The organism is Streptomyces sp. NPDC056169 (assembly GCF_042268445.1).
GTDB lineage: Bacteria > Actinomycetota > Actinomycetes > Streptomycetales > Streptomycetaceae > Streptomyces.
Genome location: NZ_JBHJUO010000024.1, coordinates 106,282 through 132,775, shown reverse-complemented (window position 1 = coordinate 132,775; position 26,494 = coordinate 106,282). Strand labels below are relative to the sequence as shown.

Here is a 26,494-nt window from a genome sequence, read left to right as displayed (position 1 = left end):
GGTCTCCTGCGGAGACACGACGCGGAGTGACTGCGTCACTCCCAGTGGCGCTGCGCCGCTGCGCGGCGCTGGGCTGGCTACCCGAGGGGGCGGTCGCCTGCGGCGGCTTCGGGATGGTTGGGGGAGTGCGCGTGAGGACTTGTGGTTGATGGCCGCCTGCGGCGGGTGTGGTGCTGGTAAGTGTGTTGGTTAGATTGCTAGTTATTGGTGGTTGATGGTGGGCGTGCTGGGCCCCTGCGGGGCCGAAGGCGGCGTGCCGGCTTACTGCTGTGCTCGTGAAATGGTCACGGTGCGCACCGGTGGGGGTGGTGTCCGGGGGCACGCGAAGTGGCGAAGGACTATCGCTTTGAGTGATATATGAGGAGTGCGCCCGAATGCTAATTGTCTAGACCTCCTAATGCTGCTGTCACGGGCGGGTCGGGCCCCTGCGGGGCCAGCCGGGGCCGAACGGGACATGCAGGAAACGCAACCCCCTACATACATCACTAACTATCGGAACTCCGCATCGATATGACGAAAGCTCAAAATGCCGACGGAAAACGCCTCCTGACACCACACCAACTCCCCATACAGAAAACGCATAAGACGAACCACCGCGACCCGCTCCCCCACACCAAACCCACCGCCCCTGAGGGGACGTCAGCCCCCACCCGCAACGCAGCACGAGGCCGTGGCCGCCACAGGCACTGGCACTGTTCGCGCTCCGGAAGTGCAGGGCGCAACAGCAGGGACCGGTGCCAGCCGGGCATCTGCACGTCACGCAATTTGCTGTCGGGCTGGTCTGCCCTTACGACATCACAGGCGACCCCAGCACGAGAGCCACCCCTCACAGCTCTCAGCCCATCCATCCACCTGGGAAAACAGCCTGAGGGCCTCTCAGGCCCATACTCGCCGGACCCCGGCCAGCGGGCTCAGGGCGCACCGATGGGAGATCGCCGGGCCGCCGCCCAGGCAGCACCAGGCAGCACCAGGCAGCACCAGGCAGCAGGCCATGCTGCCCGGGCGGGAGCGGGTGGCTGCGGCTCTCACCCCAGCGCGGGGCGCGACTGGTAGTCACACCCGCCTCAGCACAACAATCCCAGCCTGGGAGCTGAACCCCCATCCGCATACGGAAATCGCATACCGGCGCAATGCGTAGAACACGCCATATGCAGAAAACGCATCGCCCATCCAAGAGTCAGTGGACACCCCCTTGTCCGGGAATAGTCCGTCGCCCACACCCACCGCCAAGCTGACGACCAGCCCCCAGGTGCAGCACACGAGCAGCACGGGCGCCCGCCGACCGGGGGGTCTCGCCCGGGTCAGTTCTGCAGAGCGGCAACGCCGACAACGGCGGTGACGAACAGGGCGCCGGCCGCGGCGGCGACCGTCAGGGGGACGCCGAGACGGGGGTGACGCCAGATGAGGTAGCTGGGCAGCGCCACCACGAGCAGGCCGGTGACGAGCAGGAGCAGCAGGACGAGGAGCGTGGTCGTGTACATGGGAGTCCTCCTGGGAATGGGGTCGGGATACCGGTCGGTCGACGCGGCGATCCGGACTCTGAAGGAGTGTGGGGTTAGCAACGCAACCCGGGGACTCTTGGCCTCGAGGAGGCCTCATTCGATGGTTCGCAGGGGCCCTGTCCTGGACGTTCTGGCGGCCGGGAAAGTCTTAGGCGGCCCTGGGCAAGCCTTGAATACCCGCGGTGCCACAGGTAGGGCAAGCCCTGCAACTGGCACCCTCCAGGCCGTGCCCGAGACAGGCCCTGGGTAGTCCCCTCGTACCCTCACAGCAGACCCTTCCACCAGGGAAACAGCCGGTGAGCCACGCAGGGCGGCACTCACCACAAGACGTGCCAGCCCCGCTCACCACGAGGGGTCGGGGCATAGGCACGGGCCCGGTACGGGTGTACCGGGCCCGTCTGGGTCGTGCGCGGTGGGGTCAGGCTCCGATGCCGACGGCGGAGACGTAGGCATAGGCGGCGTAGTCGGAGTCAAGGTCGCTGATGACGTCGTCCCAGATCTCGTCGACGAGGTTCTGGTTGCGGGTGGCCCAGGCGGTGACGAGGTCGGCCCAGATGTATCGGACGGTGATGGTGCGTTGGCTGATGTTGGGGCGCTGATATTGGGCTTCGACGTGGCTTTGGTCGACGGGGTAGATCTCCATACGGCGGCCGCGGCCCTGGTTGTCGAGGTGGCGCGTGAGCCAGCCGGACTTGGTGAGGTTCTCGCGGCGCCGGTGCCAGTAGGCGGCGTCGATCTTCTCCTGGCTCGCGGGGGTCGGTGTCACCTTTCCCTTGGACTTCATCCAGGTGCGGATGGTGCGGGGGGAGACACCCTGTGCCTTGAGTTCTTCGCGGCCGGCTTTGCTGTCGAGGTAGCGCAGGCGGGCGGTGAGGCCTCGCTTGGAGGTGATGGGCGAGGCGATGCCGGAGGTGTAGACGATCCGGTTCATCTCCAGGATCAGTGCCTCGCCGCCTTTCATTCCCCGCGCGTTGGACTTCTGCCACTCGCCCCAGCGAGACCACAGATCGGGTGATCCGGCCATCAGCGCCTACCCCCCAGAATGTAGGTGTCTTTTTCCTTGACCTGGTTCAGGTCCCGGCCCTCCGAAAACACGGTTCGCCAGTCGCCTGCGATGTGGAGTTCGTCGGTGCCGGAGATTTCCACGACCTGGAGTCCGGCCTTGTGTGCCTTGTGGGCTTTCATCCATAGGTTGGCGAATGCCTTGGCGCGGATGATGTGCATCCAGTCCGGGCGGCGCAGTTCGCGATTCGCGGTGGATTCACCGATGGTCGACACGAGCTTAGAATACATGGCCTTTACGTACGCCACGGTCAATTCATCATTTTCCGCGAGGGCTGTTTTCCGTGCTTCGGCGAGCGCGCGGCGGAGTTTTTCCAGCAGGGCTTCGGTGGCGCCGGAGACAAGGGAACGGTGGATCACCGGGGCGCCCGTGAGGTCCTGCCGGGCGCAGTCGAGGAGGAGGCGGAGAGTGGACTCGGATACCCAGAGCTCGCCGGGCTCCATACGGTTCCCGAGCGGGTTGGGGATGTCGGTGTGGTCCCAGGCGGGCGGGGTGATGAGGTGGACGCCGGCCTTCTTCGGGTCGTGGACGCCGCTGGTGTCCTCGCGGAGCTGGCCGATCGGCAGCCAGCACTTGAGCGCGGACAGGTAGGCCGCGTTCATGTCGAGCGCGGTCACCTCGATCCGCTCACCGCGTTTCGCCGCCGCGAACAGCTCGGCGTTCCGCCATTTCGGCCGCCCCTCCCAGATTTCATCCGCGCCCTTCTGGGATTTTTTCCTGAGGATTTCCTGCGTCGGCGGGAATTCCGAATGCTCGTACCGTCCGCCCACCCGGGATGCTTTCAGGAGCGTCATCACGTCCGGAATGGCGGCCTTGATCAGCTCGGCCTGCGCCGCCTCCATGTCACCGGAACGCTCCCCCATCACCTCGTGCACACGGCCGGTGATCTGCTCCACCAGCGTCCCGGAGGCGTACCCGGGCGCGCTCCCCCGCGGCCCCGCCGCTGGCACGACCGGCATGGCTGAAGCCACCGGAGCGGCCGGAGCGGCCGCCGTTGTCTCGGGGACCGCCACTGGCGGCAGCACGACCGGGGCCGAGACCTTCGTGGCAGGCGGCTGCGGGACGGCGGCCGGCGACGCGCTCGCCACGGCCACGGCCTGGGCGCACTCCTCGGCCGTCAAGTGCTGTGGGAAACCGTCGAGTTCGCCGCGGGCCGGTTGCCCGCACAGCACACACGGCCGGGCCGGCGTCTTGGAGGCACTGGCCGGCGCGGGGACCCGATCGGGCGTAGGAGGGACGAGGGCGGCGGACTGCTGTTGCACGGCCGATGTCGGCTCACCGGCCACCGCTGGGGCGGGCGTGCCGGGCTGTCCGTAGACGGCGGGGTCACGGCTGTCTCGGACGAGGTCGGCAACCGCGCCGGGATGCTCGCGCTCCAGGGCGGCGGCCTCGTCCGCGACGGCGGTGACAGTCGGCGCCGGGGTGCCGGTATGGGCAGGGAGCTGCATGGCAAGCGGCTGGGCACCGGCCTGCTGGAGGCTGGACACCGAGCCGTGGAGCACGCCGGCCGCGTGCGTGGGCCCGGCCAACAGGTCCAGCACGTGCAGACGGTAATGCGCGGCGAGCAGGTCGACGTCCTCCAACGACCAGTGCTGACGGCCGGCCTGCTTCCGGGAGACCTGCGCCTGCGACTGCCCGATACCGGCCGCCAGATCACCCTGGCGCTCACCCGACCGCGCCATGAGCGCCGCGACCGTAAGCCGAAGAACCTCTTCTGTGCCCATCATAAATACAGTTCTAGCATTTAGAATGCCAATTGCGCATCAGGGATGCAGGCATCGGCGATCAGGAGTCACGAAGCCGCGACCGCGGAGGCCAGGCGGAACTCGGCGGCCACGCCCACCGCCAGACCCACGACCAGCCACAGAACGACGGTGAGGGCGTGGTGCTCGGCGCTATCCCCGCGTGTACGGGGAGCAGGCGGTGTGCCCGTCGATGTCCGGGGGTGCACTCGTGGCGAAGGTAATGGCGTGGACCACGTCAGTCATTGCCTCGCTCCTGGCCTTCGTCGCGTTGAAAGGCCGCTTGGGCACCCTGCTGTACCCGCTCGTGGGGAGCGCTCATGTCCGCTGGTGTGCCTGTGCTGTCCTCGGTGTCGTGGTGATGCCTGCCTACCCGAGGGAGGCGGCACCGGCCTTGTAGTCGGCTGCCTGAGTCGGGGTCAGGTAGTGACTGACGCGGATGAGCACGGTGCCGCTGACGTAGTCGTACTCGACAAGCGCGGGCATGCTCTTGGTGACTTTCTGGATGTAGTCGGCGCGGGCCTGAGTGTCGGCGGCGCTTGTGAAGACCTCGATCGCACCGCCGGTCTCGACGCTGCCGGGCTCCGCTCCTGCGATGTCGTCGGCCTTGATGCGGGAGTCCGTGAAGGTGATCTTGCTGGTGTACTGATGCGGGCGGCCCAGGAGATTGTTCGGGTCGTTGTCCTCGGTGACGGCGCTCGAGAGTTTGGCGGACGAGACCTTGGCGGACAGCTTGGTGAACGCGTCGCCGGCAGTGAGCGGCCTCAGGGCGGGCTTGGTCGAGGCGCTGACGGGCGCGGTCGTGGTGCTCTTTCGCCCGGTGTTCTTCTGGTCGCCGCCCGACGCGCATGCTGTCAGGGCGCCAAGGCCGATGACAAAGGCGGCGGCATACAGGGCACGCTTACGCATTCTGGCTCCGGGGTGTGGCGGGTTTGACCGAGTTGGTCAGGTCACAGAACTATCGCACTGCGATGGTGCTGTTCGTGGCTAGAACTCCTGATACGTGATGGTGGAGTTGATCTTGAAACCCTCGGCCTCGCCACGACCGTCCCCGCAGGCATGAGCGGGGAAGCTGGCGGGCGGCGACGGCGACGGTTCGTGGTTCCGATTGGGTGACTCACTGTCAGCGGACGCTCTAGATTGATCAGTTGCGCTGGAGAGCGCGTTGCCGATCAGGGAGGGGAATTCGGTCTTGCCGTTCATCAAGGGGTACACGAGGCGGGACGGGACGGTGGTCCGGCGTCATTGGCGGGCGCCGGCGGGGACGAGCCGGGAGACCGCACTCGCCGTCGGCATCGTGGCTGCCGTGTTCGTGTTCGCAAGCTCGTCGGGCACGTCCGTCGGCGGCAGCGGGGCGAGTGCGGAGCGGTTACCCGCGCCGCGGTCATCGTCGGCGGTGACCTATCCGATCAAGTGGTCTGGTGGGGACAAGGCGGTGACTCGTCCGGCGCCGGCGGTCTCGTACCCGATTCGATGGCCTGGGTGGCAGGAGCCTGCTCCGCGCCCGGTGCCGACGGTGTCGTACCCGATCGTGTGGGAGCGCGACGGGGGTGGGAGGTGAGCCGACGTCCGTCCGCGCGTCGTCGTCCGGTCCGGCGGCGTTCGCGCAAGACGTCCGGGGGCGAACAGCTCGTTCTCGTGTGCGGGGGTCTCGTTCTGGTATGGGTGCTGGTCTTGGGTCTGGTCAGCTTCGTGGCTGCTCATCCGTGGGTCCCGGTCGTCCTGGTACTGCTGATCGGCGGGGCGGTGGCGGCCTGGATGGTCCAGCGGCGGCGGGCGGCCCAGTGGGAGCGGGTCAGATCCCAGGGGCTGCGTTATGCGCTCACGCAGCTGGACGTTTTGCACCACCGGCAGTTCGAACATGCGGTGCGGGATCTGATGCGGCGCGACGGATGCGTGGACGCTGTACAGGTCGGCGGTGCCGGGGACAACGGCGCGGATGTGAAGGCGACCGACCCGTACGGGCGGTTGTGGGTGATCCAGTGCAAGCATCGGCGGGCCGGTCTGGCCGGTTCCCCGGTGGGCACGCCGGACCTGCACGTGCTCAACGGCACCGGCCGGCCGGTGCACAAGGGCGATGTCGTCGTCCTCGTCACCAACGGCAGGTTCTCCAAGCCGGCACTGGAGTTCGCCCGCTCCCAGCGACTGCACCTGGTCGACCGCGCCGTCCTTGCTCAGTGGGCGAGCGGATCCAGGCCCCTGTGGGAACTGTTGCGGGCCGTGCCTCCACCCCGCCGCCCCACGCCCTTGTCCTGATACCGAACCCCTGCACCAAAGCCGGAGCTACCCCTCCACCTGGGGGAAGGCAGCAGCCCCACAGGGCGGCATCCGCCGGGGGGGGCCATGGCGTGCGGCGGCGCATGATCGTGCGCCGCCGTCCGGCCAGCTGCCCGATGAGCGCGGCGACAATCCCGGTCACGGCCGGAGCTCCGTCGCAGGCGGAGCAGATCGCGTTCTCCGCGGCAAAGCTCGCGACGTGGACTTGTCGAGCGCGAGCAATCAGCAGGCGCGCGCCGCGATCGTTCAACATGTGTGGTCGCGGAGGCCTATCGACTCCGAGTGCTGCCGGCAGCCCTGCGTAGGCCGGGCTGCCGGGGACTGCCCATCTTTGAGCGTGATTTCTGCAACCACCACACAACTCGTGAACGACTACGGATCTCACGGCGTGGCAGGCGCTGCGTACTGCGCTGAACAGTGCGGCGCGGCTCAGTCGGTGGGCGGTAGGTCGTGACGTGCTCGCCGAGGTGGGCACGCGGGGGGTATCTCGGCGCGAGCGGAGAGCGCCAGCCACCGCTGGTCGGGTAGTACGTCTTGGCGTTCTTGGGCTGGGGCTCCTCCCCGCCGGCGCGGGAGCAGGTCATGACGAGATCCCTGGCCGACGGCCGGAGCCGGGGGCCCAGACCCACCGTCACGGGGTTGCTGGACTGTGCCCTGCCGCGGCATCGACAGGACCCGGTGCGCGGTTTGGCGGCACAACGATGCCCGGGCATGTGAAACTTGGCGGCTTTCGTACGCTGTCCTGCCGGTTTTCTGACCGCACGCAGCGATGGAGGCCGGTGAGCGGCATGAGGGCTTGTGGTGCTGCCGTTTCAAGATGGCTCGTTCTTGCGCCCTGGGCAGTGGGATGAAAGCTTTCGCCGCTGATGCCTTGTCAGAGGGGGGCGTCACGATGTCCACCATGAGCCTTGCCTTTTGTCTCAAGGGCCCCTCCTCGGCCATCGCTCGTTTCCTGGCCGCCCATCTGCCTCGTCCCGATGCCGTTCTGGTGGACGGTCGTCGGCGCGTGGACCGCTTTGCTCCCCCGGGTCGAGCCGGGCTCCGGCCCTGGCGCGCGCGGCCACCGCGCGCCTGGCCGCACCATCGATCACCGTCTGCCGCAGCGGCCGGCGCCTCACGGCAGCATTTCGCGGTTAGGAGCACCTCGTGATGATCACGCCAGAGGAAGCCCGCCGCATGCTGGCCGAGCTGACCGAGGACTGTGCCGTTCCGGCTGCTCCGCCGGGGCTGTCCCGCTACTGGTTCCAGCGCCATGGGCACGTTCTGATCGGCGATGTCGCAGTCCGCGGTTACAAGTACAAGAACCGCTGGCAGCTGGACGACCGGGAGATTCGCAAGGCCGCCCAACGGCTGGCGGCCCTTGTCGTCGACCCCGCCGACCGGGTCGACGCTCTCCCCTCGCCGTCCAGCAGCCCCGGTGGGTACACCTGGCAGTCGCGGATCAAGGCGTTCATGGACGAGGCCGCCTTCCGTGCCCGGGCCTCCTACGGATGCCCCTGCGCACCTGAACCCTGCCACCAGAGTCAGCCCAACAGCGAAGGGCTGCCCTGTGGCCTGACCTGGGAGGTGTTGGAACGGCGCGGCGGGGACTTCACCATCGCCGGCACCCGGCCCGTTCCCTGGCTGTCCTGGTCCGGCACGCGCTGGACGGTTCCTCGCGCCTACGCGGAGCTCCTCTACCGGGCCGATGAGGCAGAGGAGCACCTGCAGGACGAAGCCGCGGTGTGCAGCGGCTGCGGGACCAAGGGCGACTCTTGGCAGTGGCGCACCTCGAGCGCGGCGGGCTTCGTGACTCTGTGCCCGGCCTGCTCCTCCCAGGCCTCCCGCCCTTACGCAGGGCACCTGGCGGGCGCCCTGCACGCCTCACTCACCAAGAAGCAACAGGCAGACGTCTTTCTGTGCTGCTTGTGCCCTGCCCCACGCCGGGCCCTGTATTGGGACCACTGCCATGTCCACGGATTCGTCCGCGGACCGGTCTGCGCAAGCTGCAATACCTTCGAGGGCGGCGGGTGGGAGTTCATCCGCCGCCAGGGAGCCCTCTCACACCTCCTTCGCTGCACCGGCTGCCACAAGGCCCGCGCGCTGCCACCGCGCCATCACCCCGACATCGTGCAAGAGTCGATCGTCTTCAGGTCCCACGGATCTTGCACACACCGGCCACGCGTCTGCTGGGGCCGGGCCGAGGGCGACGGGTCGGTGGTATTCGAGCTCTCCTGCAGCCGTCACACGAAGAACGGCAGCGACGTACGGTGGCGCCGCGTCATCCCCGCCGACCGGGTGGCAGAACTGGTCCGAGTCTTCGTCGAACGCAATCTCCCTCAGTAACATCCACCAGTTCCCTGCACACGAGCGCCCTCGCCACGCAGGTGCGCAACGCGGGGTCGGCGGTTCGGCGAGGCCGAACAGGCAGTCACAGTGGCGTGCGGTACGCAGAGCTCACCGCGGGGCGGGCTCTGCGGACGAACGGTGTTCCACGTTCGGGTGGGGCGGCCGGCTTCACCGTGACCGTGAAGAAGTCCCGGAGGCATGCCGGCAGCCATGGCTCTCCAGCGCGTGCCCCGGGAAGAAGGCCTGGGTGGGTTGGTCGAGCATGAGGAAGGCGGGGACAGGGCGGTTGCTGCGCCGCGGGTAGGTGTGCAGGGCGAGGTGAGCGACCGGGTGGTAGCCGATGTGGTTCTTGGCGCTGCCGATGCGGGTCAGGGGAAGCCGTCCGCCAGGTGGCCTGGGGACGACGTTGAGGAACTTGAGGCTGATCCCTGCCTCAGTGGCGTCCGCTGAGCCTCCGAGGTTGAGTCGTTTGGCCCAGGCGGTCATGGCAATGTCGGCAAGTCGGCGGTCGGTTTCGGCTGTGACGTCGTCTTCGTAGACGACCTGTTCAGGTGTGGCGACGTTTTCCTGGGCGAGGACGAGGTTGTGGCGCAGCCGGGTGACGTCGCTGTCTGCGACCGTGCGGGTGAGTGCCCTTCGCTGCGGCCTCGTCTGCTGGCGACGACTCAAGAAGCATCGATCATGATCGTGTTACGAGCTCTTGGGCAGCCGGCTCCTGAGTGCCTATCGAGCCCCGAATGTCCATCGCGGACCCCCGGTGCGGGTGGTCAGGCGCCCGGCGCCCAGGGCCCGTCCGGTCTTGGGCTGGACGATCGCGGCGGTGGCTGCGAGGACGGAGGCGGCAGCGCCGGTGGCGCCGGTGCCGAATCCGGCAGCGGCTCCCGGGACGGGTAGGCGTCCGCCAGGTACGACGGATCGGAGGACGGCACCGGGATTCTCGATGCGGGATTGTCCGGCGCAGTCGGGCGCGCGCCTGACTGCAGGCGGCCGGATGCCGGCCGCGTGGAGTTCCCCGTATCGGTCGTCCTCGTCGAACCGGTGACGGTGCTGCCAGCCGGACCGGGCTGGTGGTTCAAGCCGAAATTACGGACAGGTGTCGGCGTCTGCGTTGTCCGGCGTCCGGGTGGTGTGGCCGGCGGTGAAGATGCGGTCGAGGTGGTGGCGGAGTACGGCGATGGCTGACTCTGGTGTTCGTTGGGCGACGAGGATGCTGGTGCCCATGGTCGCGGTCATGGCGAGCAGGCTGATGGCCTCGGTGCGTGCGTCGGCGCCGGGATCGGCCAGGCCTGCCGCCTGGGCTCCTTCGATCAGGCCGGTGAGGGCGTTTTCGGCCGCGTCGGGGTTGTCGGTGAAGGGCTGGGCGGCGAGCGCTCCGTCGGTCACGGACAGGATCGAGTAGGAGCTGTACAGGAGGTGGAAGGTCCGGCTCTCCTGGTCGGTCGGCAGGGATGCCAGCAGCAGCGCCTCGATCGTCGCGCGGGGGCCCGGGTCCGGGCCGGTGGCGGCCAGTCGGGCGTTCACGCGGGCGGTGAAGCGGTCGGTCAGGTGCTGGAGTCCGTAGAAGAGCAGCTTCTCTTTGGTTTCGAAGTAGTACTGCACGAGCCGGAGGGATACGCCGGCCTCGGCGGCCACATCGCGCATGCCGACGGCGTGCAGCCCTCGCCGTCCGGCGACTTGGATGAGCGCTTCGGCGATCTGGGTGCGCCGTTCCTCGTGGTCCACGCGTTTTGGCATCAGTGCTGTCTCCGGCCGTGGGTGGGGTGGGTGGTTCATGGGCTCGCAGCCCGGCTCGGCCCGAACATCTTCATGGTACCGTCGTATCAACCATATGGTACGCATGTATCACGAAGGCCTGATCTTCCTGGAGGTGCCCCGTGCCCGAGAACACGTCCCGAGTACGCCGCGACATCGGCCGCTACGTGAGCGACGAGCTGCGCGACCGCTATTTCGCCACCTGCGACGTCCTCTACGCGAAGGGCGCGCCCGTCCGCTCCGAGACGGACGTCGAGACGAGCTTCGGCACCACGCACGTCTACCGGTACGGCCCCGCCGACCCGGTAGCCGAGTCACGCACGCCCGTGGTCCTGATACACGGTTCGGGAGGCTGCTCCGCCCAGTGGTACCCCAACACCCGCGCGCTGAGCGCCGAACGCCCCGTCTACGCTCTCGACACTCCCGGCGACCCCGGCCGCAGCGTCCAGCACGAGCCCATGTGGCAGCCCGAGCGCGCGGCTCAGTGGATGGACGAGGCCCTCGACGCGTTGGGCCTCGACAAGGTCCACCTGATCGGCTCGTCGTACGGCGGCTGGCTGGTCGTCAACCAGGTCCACCGCCGGCCCGCGCGGCTCGCCTCGGTAACCGCCCTCGACCCGGGCGGCCTGGAGAAGGTCGGCCTGCGCTTCTTCGTATGGATCTTCGCCAGCCTCTTCGCCACCTACGCCCCCAAGGCGTGGCGCCCACGCCTCGCCGCATGGCTGGAGCAGCCGGTGATCATCGTTCCCGAGCTCCGCGCGATGATCCAGGCCAGCGTGAAGGCCTTTCGGATCCGCCGCCCCGCCCCGCTGCCCCTGTCGGACGCGGAACTGGGCTCCATCCGGACGCCGTTCTACCTGATCATGGGCAAGCGCAGCCTGCTCGTACACCCCAAACGGCAGCTGGAACGCGTACCGCGCCTGATCCCCGGCGCCCGCGCCGAGATCGTCGCCGCGACCGGCCACGGCCCGCAGATCGACCACCCCGACCTGGTGAACGCCCGGATGCTGAGCTTCATGGAGGACACCGACTCCCTCGATCCTGCGGCGGCACGGGGCACCACGGACGCGTAGCGAGGGCCGCAGACGCGAACTGTCCAGGCGTCTCTGAAGGCCCCGTTCGCAGCCCGTGCCTGAGCTTGACGTTTAAGGTTCGGCGCCGAACGGCGCCTCGAACGTGACTGGCGCTCCGCGGTTCGCGGGTCTGCAGGATGACCTTCGCGGGCGCGTACGAAGATGTGAGGTGTTGATCATGGCCATAGATTCAGTGCTCGTGCGACAGCGCGTGGAGGATCTGGATGCGGCTATTCCCTTCTACGAGAGGTTGACCGGAAGCAGCGCATCGCGGTTCGCCTTCGCCGGGGTCACCCTGGCCGGCGTCGGACCTTTCCTCCTGTATGCCGGGCCTGATGAGGCGGTGCAGCGCGTCGCGGGCGTGGCGGCGACTCTCACCGTCGCCGACCTGGACACCGCAGTAGAGCAGGCCGAGGCGGGAGGAGCCGACATCGTGATGCCCATTCAGCCCACCCCGAACGGCCGCCGAGCGGTGCTGCGGCACCCGTATGGGGGCGTCTTCGAGTACGTCGGCCCCTGACCTTGTTGCTCAGCTCGTCGGCTCATCCCGCGACGAGTCCGGGTTTCGTGCCCTGCTCGTGATGGCTGGGACGTGAGCACGGTGCGCCGGACGTCCTCGAGGCCGGGGCCGAGTTGTTCACGGGCTTCGGCTCTGGCTCAACTTCCGTGAAGAGGCGCCGCGAAGCGTCAGGCGTGATCCAGGGGATTCGCGATGCCCGGTCACCTGAGGCATCGGGCACCAGCAGCCACCACAGAAGTTACGCCAGAGCCCGGGTTTCGAAGGCAGGCGGCCTTCGGCTGGGTCCGACTGGGGAGCTTGGCTCCTCCGGGCCGTTCACATACGGCTGGGAACCGGCGGATCCTCCAAGACAGCCTGCTCCCGGTCGGGGCCGGGGCAATACCGCGTGGCGGCCGCACCCCCCGGTCGGTCGGGCAGGGTGCCCACTTGCGAGCGATAATGATCGATCACCCTATATCGAGGAGACTGCGCGCTCATGGCTGATTGACGAATCCGGCCGCGCCCGCCCCGAAGAGTGACAGAGGCTCAAGGCCCGTCCACGAGCCGGGTAATGAAACCGTCTCGTCAGCCGCCGCACTGCCCGGTACGGTCGCCCCTTGTGTGCTACTACGCCGAGAAGCCCTACAAACTGCACTACGTCTGCGTAACGTGCCGCGTCGCGTGCAAGCAGCACCCGGGCCTCGACGAGCACCGATGCCCCCGATGCTCCAAGCCCATGGTCTGCGCCGGCCGCGACTTCGCGGCACCACGACGCCGCGACCTCAAGGCATGGACCGCCGTCGCAGCGGTCCTGAATGCCGGACTGCGCTACGAAGGCCGGGAGCCCTGCGGCTGCGGCAAGGAACCCAAGTTCCGCCCCCGCACCCGAGCCCAACTGCGGGCACGTCACATCGAAGCCGCGCGAACCGGCACTCCATTGGCCGAGATCCTGGGACGGCCGGACCCGAAAACGCCGGCGTGACCGGCCCCGGCGACCCCGCCTGACCACAAGATCATTCACGGAACCCCGGACAGAGCCGTTCTCACAGATCCTCATCGGCGGGAGCTCTCACCGCAGCGTCGTAGCGCTGCCCAAGGCCATCGTTTCGTTGGTGGCCTCCGGGACCGGGTGGAGCGTCCCGGCGACGACAGTCACGCTGTGCGCCGAAATGCCGTCGGGGGCGGGCCATCCCGGCACATCGCGCAGTGTGCGACAACTGCCAGAAGGCGGCCGGCTTCGCTCTCGGCACCGGATTGAGCAGCGACCGCACCGCCACCGCGTACGCACGGTACTGAACGGCAACGGGACGGCGCGCCGCCACCTGCCACCTCCGGCGGTGACGGCGCCGTCAGTCCCGGCAGCCGTACGCCGCGGCCACCTCCGCCAGGCCCTCCAGGCCGCCGTCTGCGACACCGCCCTCGCCCGCGCGGGCGAGTAGGAGTACCCGGGCCGGCACCCCGGCGGCCGCGTACACGGCGAGCCGGTGATGGCCGTCCAGTACCACACCGACCAGCCACCGCTCCTCGTGCCGGGCCTCCACGTACCGGTCGACGATCCAGCCGAGGACCACGGCTGAGGGCCGCTTCCCCGCCGTAATGGCGGCCGCGTGCCGGGCGACGGTCGCCGGGTCGAGCGTCTCCGGCGGCTGCAAGGGCAGGATCGCGCCGTACGTGGACGGCACCCGGCCGCCCGGAACGGGCGCGGTGAGCTGGAAATGCCCGACGCCGGGCCAGTGGCCCTCAGGACGGTCGTCGAGTGCGGAGTCGTCGTCCTCCTGCACCCGGGCGGCCGCGCGGCGGTACCACCACGACCGAGCCGGCTCGGACACTCGCTCCAGTGGGAGGTCGAGCAGGAGGGCGCGGTAGTGACCGGTCTCCAACTCGCCGAGCACGAGGCTCCATCCGGCGAACAGTGCGGTGCCGAGCCGGTCCAGGGCGCCCAGCCGGCCGCGCATGCGGGCCGCGATCCGGGCCGCCTGGTCGCCGGGCCAGACCAGCAGCGTCAGGCCCAGCTCGCACGTGTCGCAAAACGAGCCGACGCGGTACAGCGGCTTCCCGTCGAACGTCAGGGACCGATCCCAGCACGGCCAAGAGGAACCGAGCGACGGCAGGACGAACGCGACCCGGATGCGCCCGACGCCCCCGTCGACGGAGAACCGGGCCCGCGTGCCGGACTCGACGACGACGTCCCGCACCACCGCGGGCACGCGCTCGGTGCGCCCGTCCGACTCGATCGGTCTCCTCGGGCCGCTGGCAGGCCAGCAGGTTCGCGGCCCACGCCGCGAGCGCCGGCCACCGCAGCGCCGCGAGCGCCATAGCGGCGGCCGCTTCCTTCTCCCGGCGCGCCTCGGCTACGTACGCATCCCGTGCCGCGGTGAACTCCGACGGCTTCAACCCGTACAGCGCCTCGGTGACCTGCTCGACATCCACACCACACTGCGCGGGCGGTGAACACGCCGGGGTGTTGTGTATGGCTTTGGACTGTCGGCACTTGACGAGGTGCCCCCGCCGCCGTCGGTACGGGCCGGTGTTGCTACTGACTTGCTGTGGGAACCAGCTCTGCGACGAGACGTGCGGTAACCGGGGTCTCGATCCTGTGAGTGGCCGCGGCCCGTAGGACAGCCCCGCCGATGGCGTCGAGCTCGATCGGGTGGCCGTTCTCCGCGTCGCGCTGCATCGAGGACTTCATCATCTCGGGGGCCCGGTCGAAGAAGGAGAGCACGGCCTCGGCGGTCACCGGTGTGCCCGCGGCGCGGGCCACAGCAGTGATTTCGTCGAGTACGGCAAGCAGTTCGGACCGCCGCTCGTCGCGGATGGCGCCCACAGCGGACTGGTAGCGCGTGGTCAGCAGGGCGAACGGGGCGAGGAAGGAGAGTTTGTCCCAGAGCATCGTGCTCTCGTCGGTGCGCAGGGTCACGTCGAGGCCGGCGTACCGAAGGTGGGATGCGAGGTCGGCGAGCGGGGCGGCCAGTTCGAGGGCGGTGAAGGGGCTGGTGCGCCGGCCTGCCGGTGGGCTCGTGCTGGTCGTGGGCGGCAGTCTGCGGCGTAGATCGTTGGGCAGACCCTGCACGATCCCCAGTCCGGAGGGCGCGTCAGTGCTCGCCGTTAATCTTCCGCCATGGGAAACACACCAGGTCAGGATGATGGGATCCGCTACGCATGGCGGGATCTGCTGCAACGGTGGAGTGACGAGTGGCTCGACCCCGTGCTGCATGAACAGGAACTGGCCGAGCCGTTTCCCGGCGCTGTGCGCAGGGCCCGATGGCTGGGGGCCACTGGAGCCACCGGCGAGGAACTCAGCACCCTCGAACAGCGCCTGGGCACCGTTCTGCCGCCGAGCTACCGGCAGTTCCTACTGACCAGCAACGGCTGGCTCAGCACCACCCCGGACATCCACCGCGTCCTGCCGGTCCACGAGGTCGGATGGACCCGGGACCTGGACCTGGAACTCGTCACCAACTGGACAGAGAGATACCGGGACACCGAGCGAGTAGGTGACGAGGAGTACTTCCTCTACGGCGAGGACCAGTCCCCCACCAGCCTGCGGCCCGAATACCTTCCGCACACCCTGAAGATCAGCCACACCCCGAACGCCACCGACATCTACCTTCTCAACCCCTGCGTACTCACCCCGGACGGGGAATGGGAAGCCTGGTATCTCGCCCACTGGCTGCCCGGCGCGGTCCGCTACCCACCCTTCTGGGATCTGATGAACGACGAGTACAGGGACTTCCGCGACGAGCAGTGAAACTCACAGGCCTCCCCGGCCCGTGAGGACGGGATGGAACTGAACTGTTGAAGCGGAGTTCGAGGACGCTGCCTCAGGCCGAAACTCAAGGTCCAGAAGCTCACGCTCGATGCGGTCGGCGTCCGGGCACTGCCGCTGCGTACAGGGAGAGGAAGCCGGCCGAGGAGCGGCCGAAGACGTCGGGCGAGCCGTTGCCGTCGAAGTCGTGCCGGCGGGGTGCGCGGGGGGCGACGACGGACGAGCCGGTGCGCTCGACGGCCGGACCGATGCCGTTGCGGGGCTCGGCCGTCATCGTCCACGTGTACGCGCCCGCGTAGGCCGGGAACTTGCTGAGGAACCCGTCCCAGTCGAGCCGGAACTCGCTCGGTCCCCCCGGTTCCTGCCAGGCCCTGAGGGTGCCGGTCGCACGCGAGGCCGTGTGGACCACCTTGAGGGTGACGAGAGCGCCGGGCCGGTCGGGCGTCCAGCTGAACGGCACCTTCTCGTCAGCCGCGTCGAGGTCGACCACGCCGGACGGCGCCTGGGGCTCGGACCGGGCGGTGAGGGCGGTGGGGACGCCGGTGGTCGCCAGGACGGACACGGCCGGCGCTGCCGTTCGCGCCGGGCGTGATCCGGTACACCCCCTCGCCGTGCTCGACCGTGCCGCCGGTCGCGATCAGACCGCCGTCGGCTGCCTGGACGACGGAGGTGGCGTGCGCGAGGAGCGGGAAGGACTCGTCCGTCGTCAGCGAACGGGCGGTCAGGTCGCGCAGTCCCTCGGCGTTCCAGGCACCGAAGGCCCAGGAGTTGCCGTACACGACCCAGTCGTCCGTGATGCCGAGGGCCAGCGGCGCCCCCCTCACCTCCCTCGCCCAGGTCGTGCGGGCGACCTCGAGGGAGTCACGCCGGGCCACCGCCAGGACCGTCTTCCCGGTGGCGTCCCTCTCCTGCCACACCGCGCGGGTCCGGGAGCCACCGACAGGGGTGATCCAGTCCGTGGCGTTCAGGATGTCGTGGGTCGCCGTCACCGAGGCCGTGGCAAGGTCCACGAAAGCCAGCTTCTGGCCCCCCGTCCCGTCCGAGCTCACGAAGCCACGGATCATCAGCGTGCTGGGATCCGTGTGCTGCTCACCCCGCCACCACCAGGTCTCCGGCAGGCCGGTCACCTTCCGGTCCACGTCCTGGCCCCGGTCGTCCTTGTCGATCAGGTGGACCTCCCCTTTCCCGTCCACCCTTCGTTCCACGACGAGCGTGGTCCCCCGGTACGCGACGGAGGCGATGGCGCCGGCCTCGCCGTGCGCGGCGAGGTCGTACGAAGACCAGCTCCTCGCCCGTCGCCATGTCGAGGAACGTACGGGTCGTACCGTCGGTCCGGACGACGGTGTCCGTACCCGGGTCCGCCCCGTACTTCCCGCCCGCCAGCCGGGTCCGGATCCCGTCCGCGTACCGCGTCCACGTGTAGACCTCGGTCTCACCCTCCTTGTGGCGGGTGGGGCCGCCGGAAAGGGCGACCGTGCACGCCGTACGAGTGCGGGGCGCCGGTGCTGAGCTCCGTGCCGGCGCCGAAGGGGCCTTCCAGTTGCCGGTGCTCTTGTAGACGGTGAGGAGGGCGTACTCCTCGGTGCCGCTCTCGGCGATCGGGTCGGAACGCCCGTCCCGGTCGACGTCACGGATGTTGACGATCCGGTCGTAGGTGCCCCAGCCCCCGCCGACCCGCGTCCGAGGCGCGAACGTACCGTCGCCCTTGCCGAGGTACAGCCACAGGACGCCGTCGTGGTCACGGGCGAGGAGGTCGCCCATGCCGCGCCGCCGAGGTTTCCAGGGGCGGTGAGGAGGTCGTACGGGCAAGGTCAGTAGACGTCGGAGGGACGGGCGTACGGCAGGGGGACGAGTGCCCCGGCGTCCTGCGGGTAGGTGAAGGGGGCGCGCCAGTCCCCGGTGCCGCCGTACAAACGCCAGACCGATCCCGAGTACATGCCAGCCAGGTCTCCGATGCCGTCGCGCGGGAACTCGTCGCCGATGCCGATCAGCGCCGAGAAGCCGTTCCAGCCGGGACCGACCCGAGTGCGGGGTGCGAAGGTGCCGTCGCCCTTGCCGAGGTACTGCCAGAGGACGCCGGTCCTGTCGCGGGCCAGGAGGTCGCCGTGGGCGGCGCCGCCGAGGTTCCCGGGGACGATGAGCTTGTTGTAGACGCCCCAGCCCGTGCCGATCTTCTTGCGGGTGGCGAAGGGCTTGGTGGCGCTGCCGGTCCCGGGGTAGAGCCAGAGAACGCCGGTCTTGTCGGTAGCGAGGAGGTCGTTCCGCCCGTCGCCGGTCAGGTCGGGGCCGGCCGCCAGCTGGTCGTAGATCTGCCAGCCGCCGCCGATCCGGACGCGGGGTGCGAGGCCCTTGCCGTTGCCCTGGTGGAGCCAGAGCACGCCGGTCGTGTCGCGGGCCAAGAGGTCGCCGTGGCGGGGGCCGCCGAGGTCGCCGGTGGCGGTGATGCGGTCGTAGGCGTTCCACCCGGTGCCGAGCGGTGTCGGCGGCAGGGACGGCGGGTCGCTCTCCCGGTAGGGCTGCGAGAGGTACTGGCGGCCCTCGTACAGTGCCAGGCGGCCCTGTGCGTCACGGACGAGCACGTCGGGGCTGCCGTTGTCGTCGAAGTCGTGAGGCCGGGCCGCCCGGGTGATGGTGAAGGATCCGGTGCGGACGAGAGTGGGCCCGATGCTGTTGGCGGGCTTCGCCGTCATCGTCCACGTGTAGGCGCCATTGAACGCTGGGTACTTGCCGTCGAAGGAGCCGTTCCAGGTAAAGGTGAACGGCTGGGCGGGCGTCCGGGGAGCCAGGGCCGGGGAGGTCCACACGCGGCCCGAAGCTGTGTGTCTGATGACCAGGCGGGCCTCGGCGTTGTGCCGGTTCAGCGTCCATGAGGGCTTCAGCGTGCCGCCCGCGCGGTCCAGGTCCACGATTCCGGCCGGGGCGTCCTCGGTGGTGACGGCGAGGGTGGTCGGGGCGCCGGCCGTCGCCAGGAGCGAGACGGTGGGCGAGGTTTCGTCGTTCGTGCCGGGCGAGATCCGGTACACGCCCTCACCCCGGTCGAGTGTGCCGCCGGAGGCGAGGAGCGAGCCGTCCGGGGCGGCGACCAGGGCCGAGGCGTGCGCGAGAAGCGGGACCGTCTCACCGGAGGTCAGCGAGCGGGCCGTCACCTGGTGCAGGGTCTCGGTGCGCGGAGCGGTTCCTCCGCCGAGCGCGGCGTACACGACCCAGTCGCCGACGATGCGCACGGTCATGGTGCTGTTCGTCTCCGGGGCAGCCGGGGCTGGCAGGTCGGTGCGGGCGATGCCGGAATTGCCCCGCCGCGCCGTGCCCAGGACCGTGGGGTAGGGGTGGTTCTCCGGCTCCAGCCACGCCACGTGGGCCGCCGACACGGCGGCGGGCAGCGGCGTACCCCTGCCGTAGATGTGGTCGTATGTCTCCACCACCGATGCCGAGGCCACGTCGACGACGGCCAGCCTCTGGCTCCATACCCCGCCCACGGTGGAGTAGGAGCGGACGAGGAAGGTGTCGGGCCCAGCGTTCTCGATCCCGACGATCTCCTCTGCGGGCACCCCGGGCACGGGCACGTCCGTGGTGCGGCCTTCGGCGTCCTTGCCGATGATGTGCAGCTCGGCCCCGGTGGTCGAGGTCGGGAACGTACGGACGACGAGCCTGGTGCCCTGGTGGAGCACGGGCACGGGGGTACCGACGAGTTCCGCGGTGCTGTAGGAGACGACCTCTCGGGCCGTGCCGGACGCCAGGTCGAGGTAGGTGTGCCGCGGCCCGTCGATCCGGACGACGAGGTCCGTGCCCTGGTTCCCTTCATACCGCCCCGCGGGCAGCGGGATCGGGGTGCCGTCGTGCCGTACCCAGGTATGGGTGGTGGCCGTGCCCTGCGGGTGGGAGGTGAGGAATCCGCTCGGCCCGCTGGCAAGGACGGTGGTGCCGGCCGGGACGGAGAACGCCGTCGTGGGGGCGGGGGCCGGCGCGGCCGGTGCTGTCCGCACGGCCGGGGCGGCTGCGACCGCCGGGGCGACAAGACTGCCGGCGGTGATGCTGAGGACGACGGCGGCGACCGTGGTGAGCCGGCGTGAGGGGGTGGGTCCCTGACGGTTCACAGGGGGGGACTCCTTCTGAAGTGGGTGCGGGAGCAGGGGTATGGGGCGGGTCGTCAGAAGACGTCGCCGTCCCAGTTCTCGTACTGGGGGACGGAGGTCTCCCGCGATCCGAGTGGTGCTTTCCACTGGCCCGTGCCCGGGTAGATGTGGAACAGCGGGTACTGGCCGACGACGTCCTCGTGCGCGAGCAGGTCGTTGTGTCCGTCGCCGTCCGCGTCGCCCACGCCGACGACGCTCTTGAACGCCCCCCAGCCGCCGCCGATCCGCGTGCGGGGCGCGAAGGTGCCGTCGCCGTTGCCGAGGTAGAGCCAGAGCACTCCGGCCTTGTCGCGGGCGACGAGGTCTCCGACCGGGCCACCTGCCAGGTTCCCGGTGGCGGTGAGCTGGTTGTAGACGCCCCAGCCGCTGCCGATCTTCTTGCGCGTGGCGAAGGGCTTGGTGGTGCTGCCGGTGCCGGGGTAGAGCCAGAGGACGCCGGTCTTGTCGGTAGCGAGGAGGTCGTTCCGCCCGTCGCCGGTGAGATCGGAGCCGCCGGCGAGCTTGTCGTACGCCTGCCATCCACCGCCGATCCGGACGCGGGTGCCGAACGGAGCCCTGGCATCGGCCCGGCCTGCGTAAGACCAGAGGACACCGGCCCCGTCGCGGGCGACGAGGTCGCCGTGACGGGTGCCGCCGAGGTCGCCGGTGGGGGTGATCCGGTCGTACGCGTTCCAGCCGCGACCGATCCGCGTCTCGTCCGCGTCCTCCCAGCTTCCCAGGCCGAGGATCTGCCGGGCGTCGTACGAGGAGAGGAAACCGAACTCTCGGATCAGCACATCCGGGGCGGCGTTGCCGTCGAAATCGCGCGGCCTGGGGGCACGGGTGAGCGTGAAGGTTCCCCTACGTTCGATCGCCGGACCGATGCCGTTGGAGGGTGTGGCCGTCAGCGTCCAGGTGTAGGCGCCGTCGTAGGCCGGGTACCCGTCGCCGAACCGCCCGTTCCAGGTGGCGGTGGGCCGGCTCAGGTCTCCGCCCGGCCAGTAAATGTACGGTTCGGCGATCCGGCCCGAGGCGGTGTGCGTCAGCTTCAGGGTCATGTCCGCGTTGGGGCGGCTTAGCGTCATCCCGGCCGTCAGCTGCCCGCCCGCACGGTCGAAGTCGAAGGTGCCGTCCGGCGGCAGGGTCTCCGCCTCCACGACCAGGGCGGTCGGCCGGCCGGAGCCGCGTACGAGGATGGCGGCGGGCTTGCCGGTGGCCGCGGCGGGGGCGATCCGGTACAGGCCCTCGCCCTGCGCGAGGGTGCCTCCGAGGACGAGCAGGTTCCCGTCCTGGTCGTAGGCGGTCGACGACACATGGTCCAGGACCTTGAACGTCTCACCGGTCGTCAGGGAGCGGGCGGTGAGCGCGTGGAGGGGGTCGGCCCCCGTGTAGGCCGTGCCCCCGCCGGGCCGGGCGTACAGCGCCCAGTCGCCGAGCGGGCGGACCTCGACCCCGCTCGCCTCGCCCGTGGTCGTCAGCGGTATCCGCTCGACGTCCTGCGTGCCTCGGAGCATGCCCCTCAGCATCGGAGTCTCGCCCCACGCGATCCACGCCAGGTGGTTCGCGGTCCGCGCGACCGAACCGACGCCCTCCGAGCCGGAGCCCGCCTCGTAGTTCTCGGTCACCTCGCCGGTCGTCGCGTCCACCAGGCAGAACCGCCGCGTGGACGAGCCCGCCCCGGACACCACGTAGCTGAGGACGATGCGCCCCGGCCCGGCGTCGTGCAGGCCGTAGTCGAACCGGCCGATCGGCTCCGCGACCGGGCGATCGACGGTCCGGCCGTCCACCACGGACACCAGGTGATGCGTCCACCGGGAGTTCGTGTAGTGGCTCATCAGCAACGTCGTGCCGATGACCCGGCGCAGGTGGTAGGGCTCGCCGGGAGTGCCGAGCCCCGATACGTCGATGACGACCGGCTCCGACTCCCCACTCATGTCAGTGAGCGTGTACACGTCCCCGCTCTTGGATACGACGAGGTCTGTGCCCGTGCTGCCCCACTTGGGCCCGGCGGGGAGCGTGACGGTGGCGCCACCCCTGTGAGGCGTCCAGCGGTAGACGGAGGTGTCCGCCTGCCGGCCCGTGCTGGTCAGCATTCCGGTCGGACCCGTGCTGAGCAGTTTCGAGTCGGCCGGGATGTCGAGCGGTGCCTGCTCGTCCGCCGGTTCCTGGGCGGTGGCGGGCGGCGCCGGCTGCCCGGCGGCGACCGCCGGAGCCGTCAGCGCCCCGGTCGTCACCGCGAGGGCGACGGCGACGGAGGCGCTGAGGTGACGCCGGGTGATGCGTCTGTGGTGCTTCACGGGGGTGGGTTCTCTCCGAGTTCTGAGGAGGGTGAGGGCATCGGCAAGTCCGCGGAGCCGGCGGACTTGACGCGGATCAGTGGATGTCGTGCGGCCAAGCCGTGCAGTCCGCGGACGCGTACTCGACGGGGCCGAGGGGGGTCTGCCACCGGCCCGTCCCGCGGTGGACGAGCAGGCCCGGATCGGGGCTGGTGGGCGTGCCGTTCGCGGCCAGGTCGTTCAGGCTGTCACCGTCGATGTCACCGAGGCCCGGGGCTCCGTCCGGAAACCGGTCGGTGCACCGGCGAACGCCGTGGTGCCCGGCGGCACGCCGAAGGGCTCTTGCCGGTCGGCTGCCGGGGCCGCGGCAGCCGTGCTCGCTCCGAACGCCGGGCTCGTCACTGCCGCACTGGCCGTCGCTGCGAGGGGGACCGTGGCGGCCACGGCGAAGCGTCGGCCGGCGCGGCGAAGGTGCTTCAAAGGGGGATTCCTCCGGAGGTCCGTGGTCGAGTCGGTGTGCCACGCCCAAAGGACTCATGAAGGCCGTTCAAGGTTGTACAGCAGTTCGGAAGACAACCGCCAGTTCTTCGAGTCTGGTTCAGGTCCGCGTGCGGTCGCCACCTCGCGTAGTCGCCCAATCGTTGGAGATCGCACGTCCGAGTGCGAACGCGTATACAACCCCAGAGGGCTGTCGTGAGTCCTGTGATCGTGGTGCATGGACGCCACGACCGCAGCGCTCCTGGAGAATCACCCTTGAAGCACCAAAGCAGTGTCGGCCGGCTCGCCCTCTCCGTCTCCGTCGTTCTCACGGCGACGGCCGGCCCTGCCATGGCAGCCGGTCCGGGAGCCGCCCTTCCCACGGCGGACGGGGGCCCGGTCTCGACCACGGCCCCGCAGGAGCAGAAGCGCGCGTTCGTCATACCCGGCGACGCAGATCTGTTGGCCGGAGGCCCGTCCGGCTTCGTGACCTACGCACCCGTCGGATCGAAGTTCACCTACCAATGGCACCGGTCCGAGGACGGGGCGACCACCCCCCTTCCTGCCAGTTCCGACGGCTCCCTCCCCGGCGTCGCCCTCGACAGCGACCATGTCGTGGTGCGGGCCCAGGAGAACGTCTACCGGATCCTGGACATGGCGGGCGGCGAGCCCGTCGATATCGACGCGTCCTCCGTCGGGACGGGCAGGAGCTTCAAGATCCTCGTACAGGGGACGCTCGTGCTCTGGAAGATCGGCACCGACGAGGAGAGCCTGCACCTCCTGTCCAAGTCGGCGGACACGACGATCCACCGTCAGGTCACCGGTCTCCCTTCCGACATGACGATCAGGGGCGTGGGGTATTCCCTGCCAGGCACCCTCGCCGTCCACTACCAGGTCAACGTCGGCCACACGTCCCAGGAGCGCCTGGCCGTCATCGACCTCGCGGAAGCGAAGGTGATCGAAGACCGGGCGCTGGCCGACGCCTCCCCCTTCTCCGACATCGCAGTCTCCACGACTCATGTGGCCTGGATAGAGCAGAGGCCCGACGGATCCGGCACCCTGGTGACCGCTCGCCGCGGCACGGAGGAAGCGACACGTCACCCGGCCATCATTTCCACCACCGCGCAGATCGGGCTGCTGGGAGACTGGGCGGTGTACGGGGGTCGCGACCAAGACCTCTCAGCCGTCTCCCTGGAGGGCGGCGCCACGATCAAGCTGCTCAAGGGCATGAAGGTCCTGGCCGGCGCCGATCAGGGCCTGCTGGCGCAGGGCACCACCCCAGAGCGCGGCACGGGCGTCTACCGGATCGGGCTCGGGCCGGACGGCCGGCCCGCCGCGGTGTTGCTGGCGACCAACGGCGTGACCACGGCGACCACGGTCGTGTCCCAGCAGGTCCCCGCCATAGCCGACTTCCGCGCGGCCGGCGCCAAGACGGTGCTGCGGTGGACATACGGCCGCAGCGACCTGCTGGTGAACCTGCGCGTCACGCACAAGCAGACAGGCAGGACCTGGACCGCCGGCACGACGCTTCTGGGCACGGACACCGAGGCCGCCTTCGAGTGGAACGGGACCTTCAGCACAGGCATTGCCGCCTACAACGGCCCCTACGAGTGGAAGATGACCGCCACCCCGACCAGCGGCATCGGCGGCACGGCCGAGCGCACTGGCACCCTGACGGTCACGAGCGGCACCGCGGCGCACGACTACTCCGACAACGGCTCACCCGACATGCTCGTCCGAACCGGCGAAGGCCGCCTGGTCTCCTACGACGTCGGGCAGTTCCTCCCCCAGCTCGACGGGTACTGGGAACGGACCGATCGGGGCGGCGGCTGGAACGTGTACGACCGACTCCTGTCTGCCGGGAACCTCGACGCGACCCCGCACTCGGACATCATCGCCCGCAACAAGACCACCGGCGATCTGTGGCTGTACCCCAACACCGGCCACTCCCTCGCCAAGCCGGTCCGGATCGGCGGCGGATGGAACACCTACGACAAGCTCGCGGCAGGATCCGACCTCACCGGCGACGGCCGCCCCGACCTGATCGCCACCGACAAGGCGGGCGTCCTGTGGCTGTACAAAGCCACGGGCTCCGTCGCCAAACCGTTCGCGCCCCGTGCCCGGATCGGCGGCGGATGGAACACCTACAACCTCCTCACCGCCACCGGCAACATCGGCGGCGCCAAAGCCGGCGACCTCTTGGCCCGTGACAAGGCCGGCGTCCTGTGGCTCCACCTCGGCAAAGGCGACGGCACCTTCGCACCCCGCACAAAGGTCGGCGGCGGCTGGAACGCCTACCAACAGATCATCGGCATCGGCGACGCCGACCACGACGGACACCCCGACCTGATCGCCGAAGACGGCTGGGACGGCGTCTCCTGGGTCACCTTCTACAAGGGCACCGGCGACTGGAAAGCCCCGCTCGGCCCCCGCCAGTCACCCGGCCGCGCCCCGTACTCCGCCCTGGGTGCACCACACCCCCTCCTCTTCTGAGACCCCCTGGCTCCGTCCTGAATCCCCTGAAGATCCAGCACGGCACCTCAATCCGCCGACTCCACGCCGGCTCGTCGGTTGCGCCGGCCCGACTGTCGCTGGACCAGGCGCTCGCCGCAGCCGAGCGGCGAATCCGCAGCCGGCCGACCTGGCCGTCGGCCTTGATGCCGGAACACTGCTGGACGGCCTTGACGGCGGCTTCGGTCCCCCGCCGGGCGCAACCGTCCAGCAGGCAGTTCAGCCCCCGCTCGGTGCAACCTCTCCGGGATGGGCGCGCCCTCCAGCCGGTCGAGCCGTTCGTCGAGGACGCGGAACAGGCGGGCCCGGTTCTGGACGCAGTCATCGACGCCGACACCAAACTCGTGGTCGCCGCGACACGTCCGGTGCCCGACAACACCGCCGGCGCGAAGGCCTGACGCGACTCCGGCCTGGCCGCGACACAGGAACGGCTCGGCAATCCGGGCGACCGCTCCGGGCAGTAACGGCGACTCATCACTGTAGGAGCCCCGATGACGTGGCCAATGCGCAAGCCATCCCTGCGGGATGGGCGGACTGTCGCTCCGCCCTCACCCAAACGTACGCTCGCGCGGGTTCGACGACCAAGACCCACCCCGGCCGCAGTCGGCGGGGCAGCACCGCTATGAACAGGAGAGCGCGGTGCAGGACGACTTACTCGTGGTCGGCTTCGACCTGGAGACCCTGCGGGAGGTACACATCGCCGAGGGACCGCCGGAGCGCCGGAAGCGCCTCGGGCACGGCGGCACGGGCCAGCTGGTGTGCTTCTCCTGCTTCCACGGGTTCGAGACCCCCGTGGGCACCCGGGTGCCACTCGCGACACGCGGGCGGCCGGGCGGGAAAGCCCACCGGCACTTCGCCCACCCGCCCAGGCAGGCCCCAGCCGGCGGCCACGGCCCGGAGACCATCTGGCACATCACGACCAAGCACACACTGGCGGCCTGGGCACGGACGAGACCCGGAATCGCCCGAGTGCGGCAGGAACAAAGGACCGAGGACCACAACCACCAGGCCGACGCCGAAGTATTACTGGAGAACGGAACGAACATCCCACTGGAGGCACAGCGCAAGCAGCTCCAGGCCATGAGCCCGACCGGCTTCGAACACGCCTACGCCGAA

Annotated in this window: 22 protein-coding genes; 8 read left to right on the top strand and 14 right to left on the bottom strand. The window is 69.6% G+C overall.

The features are described 5' to 3' along the window. Nucleotides 1–1,301: 1,301 nt before the first annotated feature. The 4 genes from ACFC0G_RS33705 to ACFC0G_RS33690 form a co-directional block, all read right to left on the bottom strand. Nucleotides 1,302–1,481 (bottom strand): hypothetical protein, encoded by a 180-nt coding sequence (locus ACFC0G_RS33705; RefSeq protein ID WP_376410902.1) that lies wholly within the window; start codon nucleotides 1,479–1,481, stop codon nucleotides 1,302–1,304. Between the two features lie 439 nt (nucleotides 1,482–1,920). Next, on the bottom strand, nucleotides 1,921–2,526 hold the full coding sequence (locus ACFC0G_RS33700; protein WP_376410899.1) for a hypothetical protein: 606 nt from the start codon (nucleotides 2,524–2,526) through the stop codon (nucleotides 1,921–1,923). After that, complete coding sequence (locus tag ACFC0G_RS33695; protein WP_376410896.1) at nucleotides 2,526–4,292, bottom strand: acyltransferase; 1,767 nt, start codon at nucleotides 4,290–4,292, stop codon at nucleotides 2,526–2,528. The genes ACFC0G_RS33700 and ACFC0G_RS33695 overlap by 1 nt, the downstream gene beginning before the upstream one ends. Before the next feature lie 384 nt (nucleotides 4,293–4,676). Further along, nucleotides 4,677–5,216: a hypothetical protein gene (locus ACFC0G_RS33690; RefSeq protein ID WP_376410893.1), complete on the bottom strand. Its 540-nt coding sequence runs from the start codon at nucleotides 5,214–5,216 to the stop codon at nucleotides 4,677–4,679. 783 nt (nucleotides 5,217–5,999) lie between these two features. Here ACFC0G_RS33690 and ACFC0G_RS33685 point away from each other — a divergent pair. Beyond that, complete coding sequence (locus ACFC0G_RS33685; RefSeq protein WP_376410890.1) at nucleotides 6,000–6,563, top strand: restriction endonuclease; 564 nt, start codon at nucleotides 6,000–6,002, stop codon at nucleotides 6,561–6,563. Between the two features lie 1,170 nt (nucleotides 6,564–7,733). Then, on the top strand, nucleotides 7,734–8,909 hold the full coding sequence (locus ACFC0G_RS33680) for an endonuclease domain-containing protein (RefSeq protein WP_376410887.1): 1,176 nt from the start codon (nucleotides 7,734–7,736) through the stop codon (nucleotides 8,907–8,909). Nucleotides 8,910–9,080: 171 nt separating this feature from the next. Here ACFC0G_RS33680 and ACFC0G_RS33675 read toward each other — a convergent pair whose 3' ends face one another. Together ACFC0G_RS33675 and ACFC0G_RS33670 are read right to left on the bottom strand one after the other, a co-directional pair. Further along, on the bottom strand, nucleotides 9,081–9,581 hold the full coding sequence (locus ACFC0G_RS33675; RefSeq protein ID WP_376410884.1) for a DUF3732 domain-containing protein: 501 nt from the start codon (nucleotides 9,579–9,581) through the stop codon (nucleotides 9,081–9,083). A 414-nt stretch (nucleotides 9,582–9,995) separates the two neighbouring features. Then, nucleotides 9,996–10,646, bottom strand: a complete 651-nt coding sequence (locus ACFC0G_RS33670) for a TetR/AcrR family transcriptional regulator (protein ID WP_376410881.1) — start codon at nucleotides 10,644–10,646, stop codon at nucleotides 9,996–9,998. Between the two features lie 140 nt (nucleotides 10,647–10,786). On the opposite strand from ACFC0G_RS33670, the gene ACFC0G_RS33665 reads away from it, so the two are divergent. From ACFC0G_RS33665 to ACFC0G_RS33655, 3 genes are all read left to right on the top strand, one after another. After that, complete coding sequence (locus tag ACFC0G_RS33665) at nucleotides 10,787–11,737, top strand: alpha/beta fold hydrolase (RefSeq protein ID WP_376410878.1); 951 nt, start codon at nucleotides 10,787–10,789, stop codon at nucleotides 11,735–11,737. 178 nt (nucleotides 11,738–11,915) lie between these two features. Then, on the top strand, nucleotides 11,916–12,257 hold the full coding sequence (locus ACFC0G_RS33660; protein ID WP_376410875.1) for a VOC family protein: 342 nt from the start codon (nucleotides 11,916–11,918) through the stop codon (nucleotides 12,255–12,257). 598 nt (nucleotides 12,258–12,855) lie between these two features. Continuing rightward, on the top strand, nucleotides 12,856–13,218 hold the full coding sequence (locus ACFC0G_RS33655; protein WP_376410872.1) for a hypothetical protein: 363 nt from the start codon (nucleotides 12,856–12,858) through the stop codon (nucleotides 13,216–13,218). 367 nt (nucleotides 13,219–13,585) lie between these two features. Here ACFC0G_RS33655 and ACFC0G_RS33650 read toward each other — a convergent pair whose 3' ends face one another. Both ACFC0G_RS33650 and ACFC0G_RS33645 read right to left on the bottom strand, forming a co-directional pair. Beyond that, nucleotides 13,586–14,443 carry a hypothetical protein gene (locus ACFC0G_RS33650; protein ID WP_376410870.1) on the bottom strand — a complete coding sequence of 286 codons (858 nt, stop codon included), beginning with the start codon at nucleotides 14,441–14,443 and terminating at the stop codon, nucleotides 13,586–13,588. Between the two features lie 326 nt (nucleotides 14,444–14,769). Continuing rightward, nucleotides 14,770–15,306, bottom strand: coding sequence for a ketopantoate reductase family protein (locus ACFC0G_RS33645; RefSeq protein WP_376410868.1), 537 nt, complete (start codon nucleotides 15,304–15,306; stop codon nucleotides 14,770–14,772). Between the two features lie 135 nt (nucleotides 15,307–15,441). Between ACFC0G_RS33645 and ACFC0G_RS33640 the strand changes: the two genes are divergently transcribed. Further along, nucleotides 15,442–15,984 (top strand): SMI1/KNR4 family protein, encoded by a 543-nt coding sequence (locus tag ACFC0G_RS33640; protein ID WP_376410865.1) that lies wholly within the window; start codon nucleotides 15,442–15,444, stop codon nucleotides 15,982–15,984. A gap of 100 nt (nucleotides 15,985–16,084) precedes the next feature. Here ACFC0G_RS33640 and ACFC0G_RS33635 read toward each other — a convergent pair whose 3' ends face one another. From ACFC0G_RS33635 to ACFC0G_RS33615, 5 genes are read right to left on the bottom strand one after another with little or no spacing between them, the layout of a single operon-like run. Beyond that, nucleotides 16,085–16,492 carry a hypothetical protein gene (locus tag ACFC0G_RS33635; protein WP_376410862.1) on the bottom strand — a complete coding sequence of 136 codons (408 nt, stop codon included), beginning with the start codon at nucleotides 16,490–16,492 and terminating at the stop codon, nucleotides 16,085–16,087. Continuing rightward, on the bottom strand, nucleotides 16,470–17,195 hold the full coding sequence (locus tag ACFC0G_RS33630; RefSeq protein WP_376410859.1) for a hypothetical protein: 726 nt from the start codon (nucleotides 17,193–17,195) through the stop codon (nucleotides 16,470–16,472). The genes ACFC0G_RS33635 and ACFC0G_RS33630 overlap by 23 nt, the downstream gene beginning before the upstream one ends. Further along, entirely contained in the window at nucleotides 17,092–17,763 is a 672-nt protein-coding gene (locus tag ACFC0G_RS33625; RefSeq protein ID WP_376410856.1) for an FG-GAP repeat domain-containing protein, read from the bottom strand. The genes ACFC0G_RS33630 and ACFC0G_RS33625 overlap by 104 nt, the downstream gene beginning before the upstream one ends. 50 nt (nucleotides 17,764–17,813) lie before the next feature. After that, nucleotides 17,814–20,096, bottom strand: coding sequence for a VCBS repeat-containing protein (locus ACFC0G_RS33620; RefSeq protein ID WP_376410853.1), 2,283 nt, complete (start codon nucleotides 20,094–20,096; stop codon nucleotides 17,814–17,816). Nucleotides 20,097–20,149: 53 nt separating this feature from the next. Next, nucleotides 20,150–22,411, bottom strand: a complete 2,262-nt coding sequence (locus tag ACFC0G_RS33615) for an FG-GAP repeat domain-containing protein (protein WP_376410850.1) — start codon at nucleotides 22,409–22,411, stop codon at nucleotides 20,150–20,152. A gap of 732 nt (nucleotides 22,412–23,143) precedes the next feature. Between ACFC0G_RS33615 and ACFC0G_RS33610 the strand changes: the two genes are divergently transcribed. Both ACFC0G_RS33610 and ACFC0G_RS33605 read left to right on the top strand, forming a co-directional pair. Beyond that, the gene (locus tag ACFC0G_RS33610) at nucleotides 23,144–25,360 is read left to right on the top strand and encodes an FG-GAP repeat domain-containing protein (protein ID WP_376410846.1); all 2,217 of its coding nucleotides are present in this window, start codon (nucleotides 23,144–23,146) and stop codon (nucleotides 25,358–25,360) included. Nucleotides 25,361–25,611: 251 nt separating this feature from the next. After that, a complete protein-coding gene (locus ACFC0G_RS33605) occupies nucleotides 25,612–25,776 on the top strand; it encodes a hypothetical protein (protein ID WP_376410843.1) in 165 nt (54 codons plus the stop codon). Between the two features lie 253 nt (nucleotides 25,777–26,029). On the opposite strand, the gene ACFC0G_RS33600 is transcribed toward ACFC0G_RS33605, so the two are convergent. Next, entirely contained in the window at nucleotides 26,030–26,155 is a 126-nt protein-coding gene (locus ACFC0G_RS33600) for a hypothetical protein (protein ID WP_376410840.1), read from the bottom strand. Nucleotides 26,156–26,494 lie beyond the last annotated feature (339 nt).

What these genes read in the sequence shown, in the direction of transcription:
- ACFC0G_RS33695 (WP_376410896.1), bottom strand. Translation starts at nt 4,292, where the DNA reads ATGATGGGCACAGAAGAGGTTCTTCGGCTTACGGTCGCGGCGCTCATG.
- ACFC0G_RS33660 (WP_376410875.1), top strand. Translation starts at nt 11,916, where the DNA reads ATGGCCATAGATTCAGTGCTCGTGCGACAGCGCGTGGAGGATCTGGAT.
- ACFC0G_RS33625 (WP_376410856.1), bottom strand. Translation starts at nt 17,763, where the DNA reads ATGGGCGACCTCCTCGCCCGTGACCACGACGGCGTCCTGTGGCTGTAC.
- ACFC0G_RS33705 (WP_376410902.1), bottom strand. Translation starts at nt 1,481, where the DNA reads ATGTACACGACCACGCTCCTCGTCCTGCTGCTCCTGCTCGTCACCGGC.
- ACFC0G_RS33670 (WP_376410881.1), bottom strand. Translation starts at nt 10,646, where the DNA reads ATGCCAAAACGCGTGGACCACGAGGAACGGCGCACCCAGATCGCCGAA.
- ACFC0G_RS33700 (WP_376410899.1), bottom strand. Translation starts at nt 2,526, where the DNA reads ATGGCCGGATCACCCGATCTGTGGTCTCGCTGGGGCGAGTGGCAGAAG.
- ACFC0G_RS33680 (WP_376410887.1), top strand. Translation starts at nt 7,734, where the DNA reads ATGATCACGCCAGAGGAAGCCCGCCGCATGCTGGCCGAGCTGACCGAG.
- ACFC0G_RS33690 (WP_376410893.1), bottom strand. Translation starts at nt 5,216, where the DNA reads ATGCGTAAGCGTGCCCTGTATGCCGCCGCCTTTGTCATCGGCCTTGGC.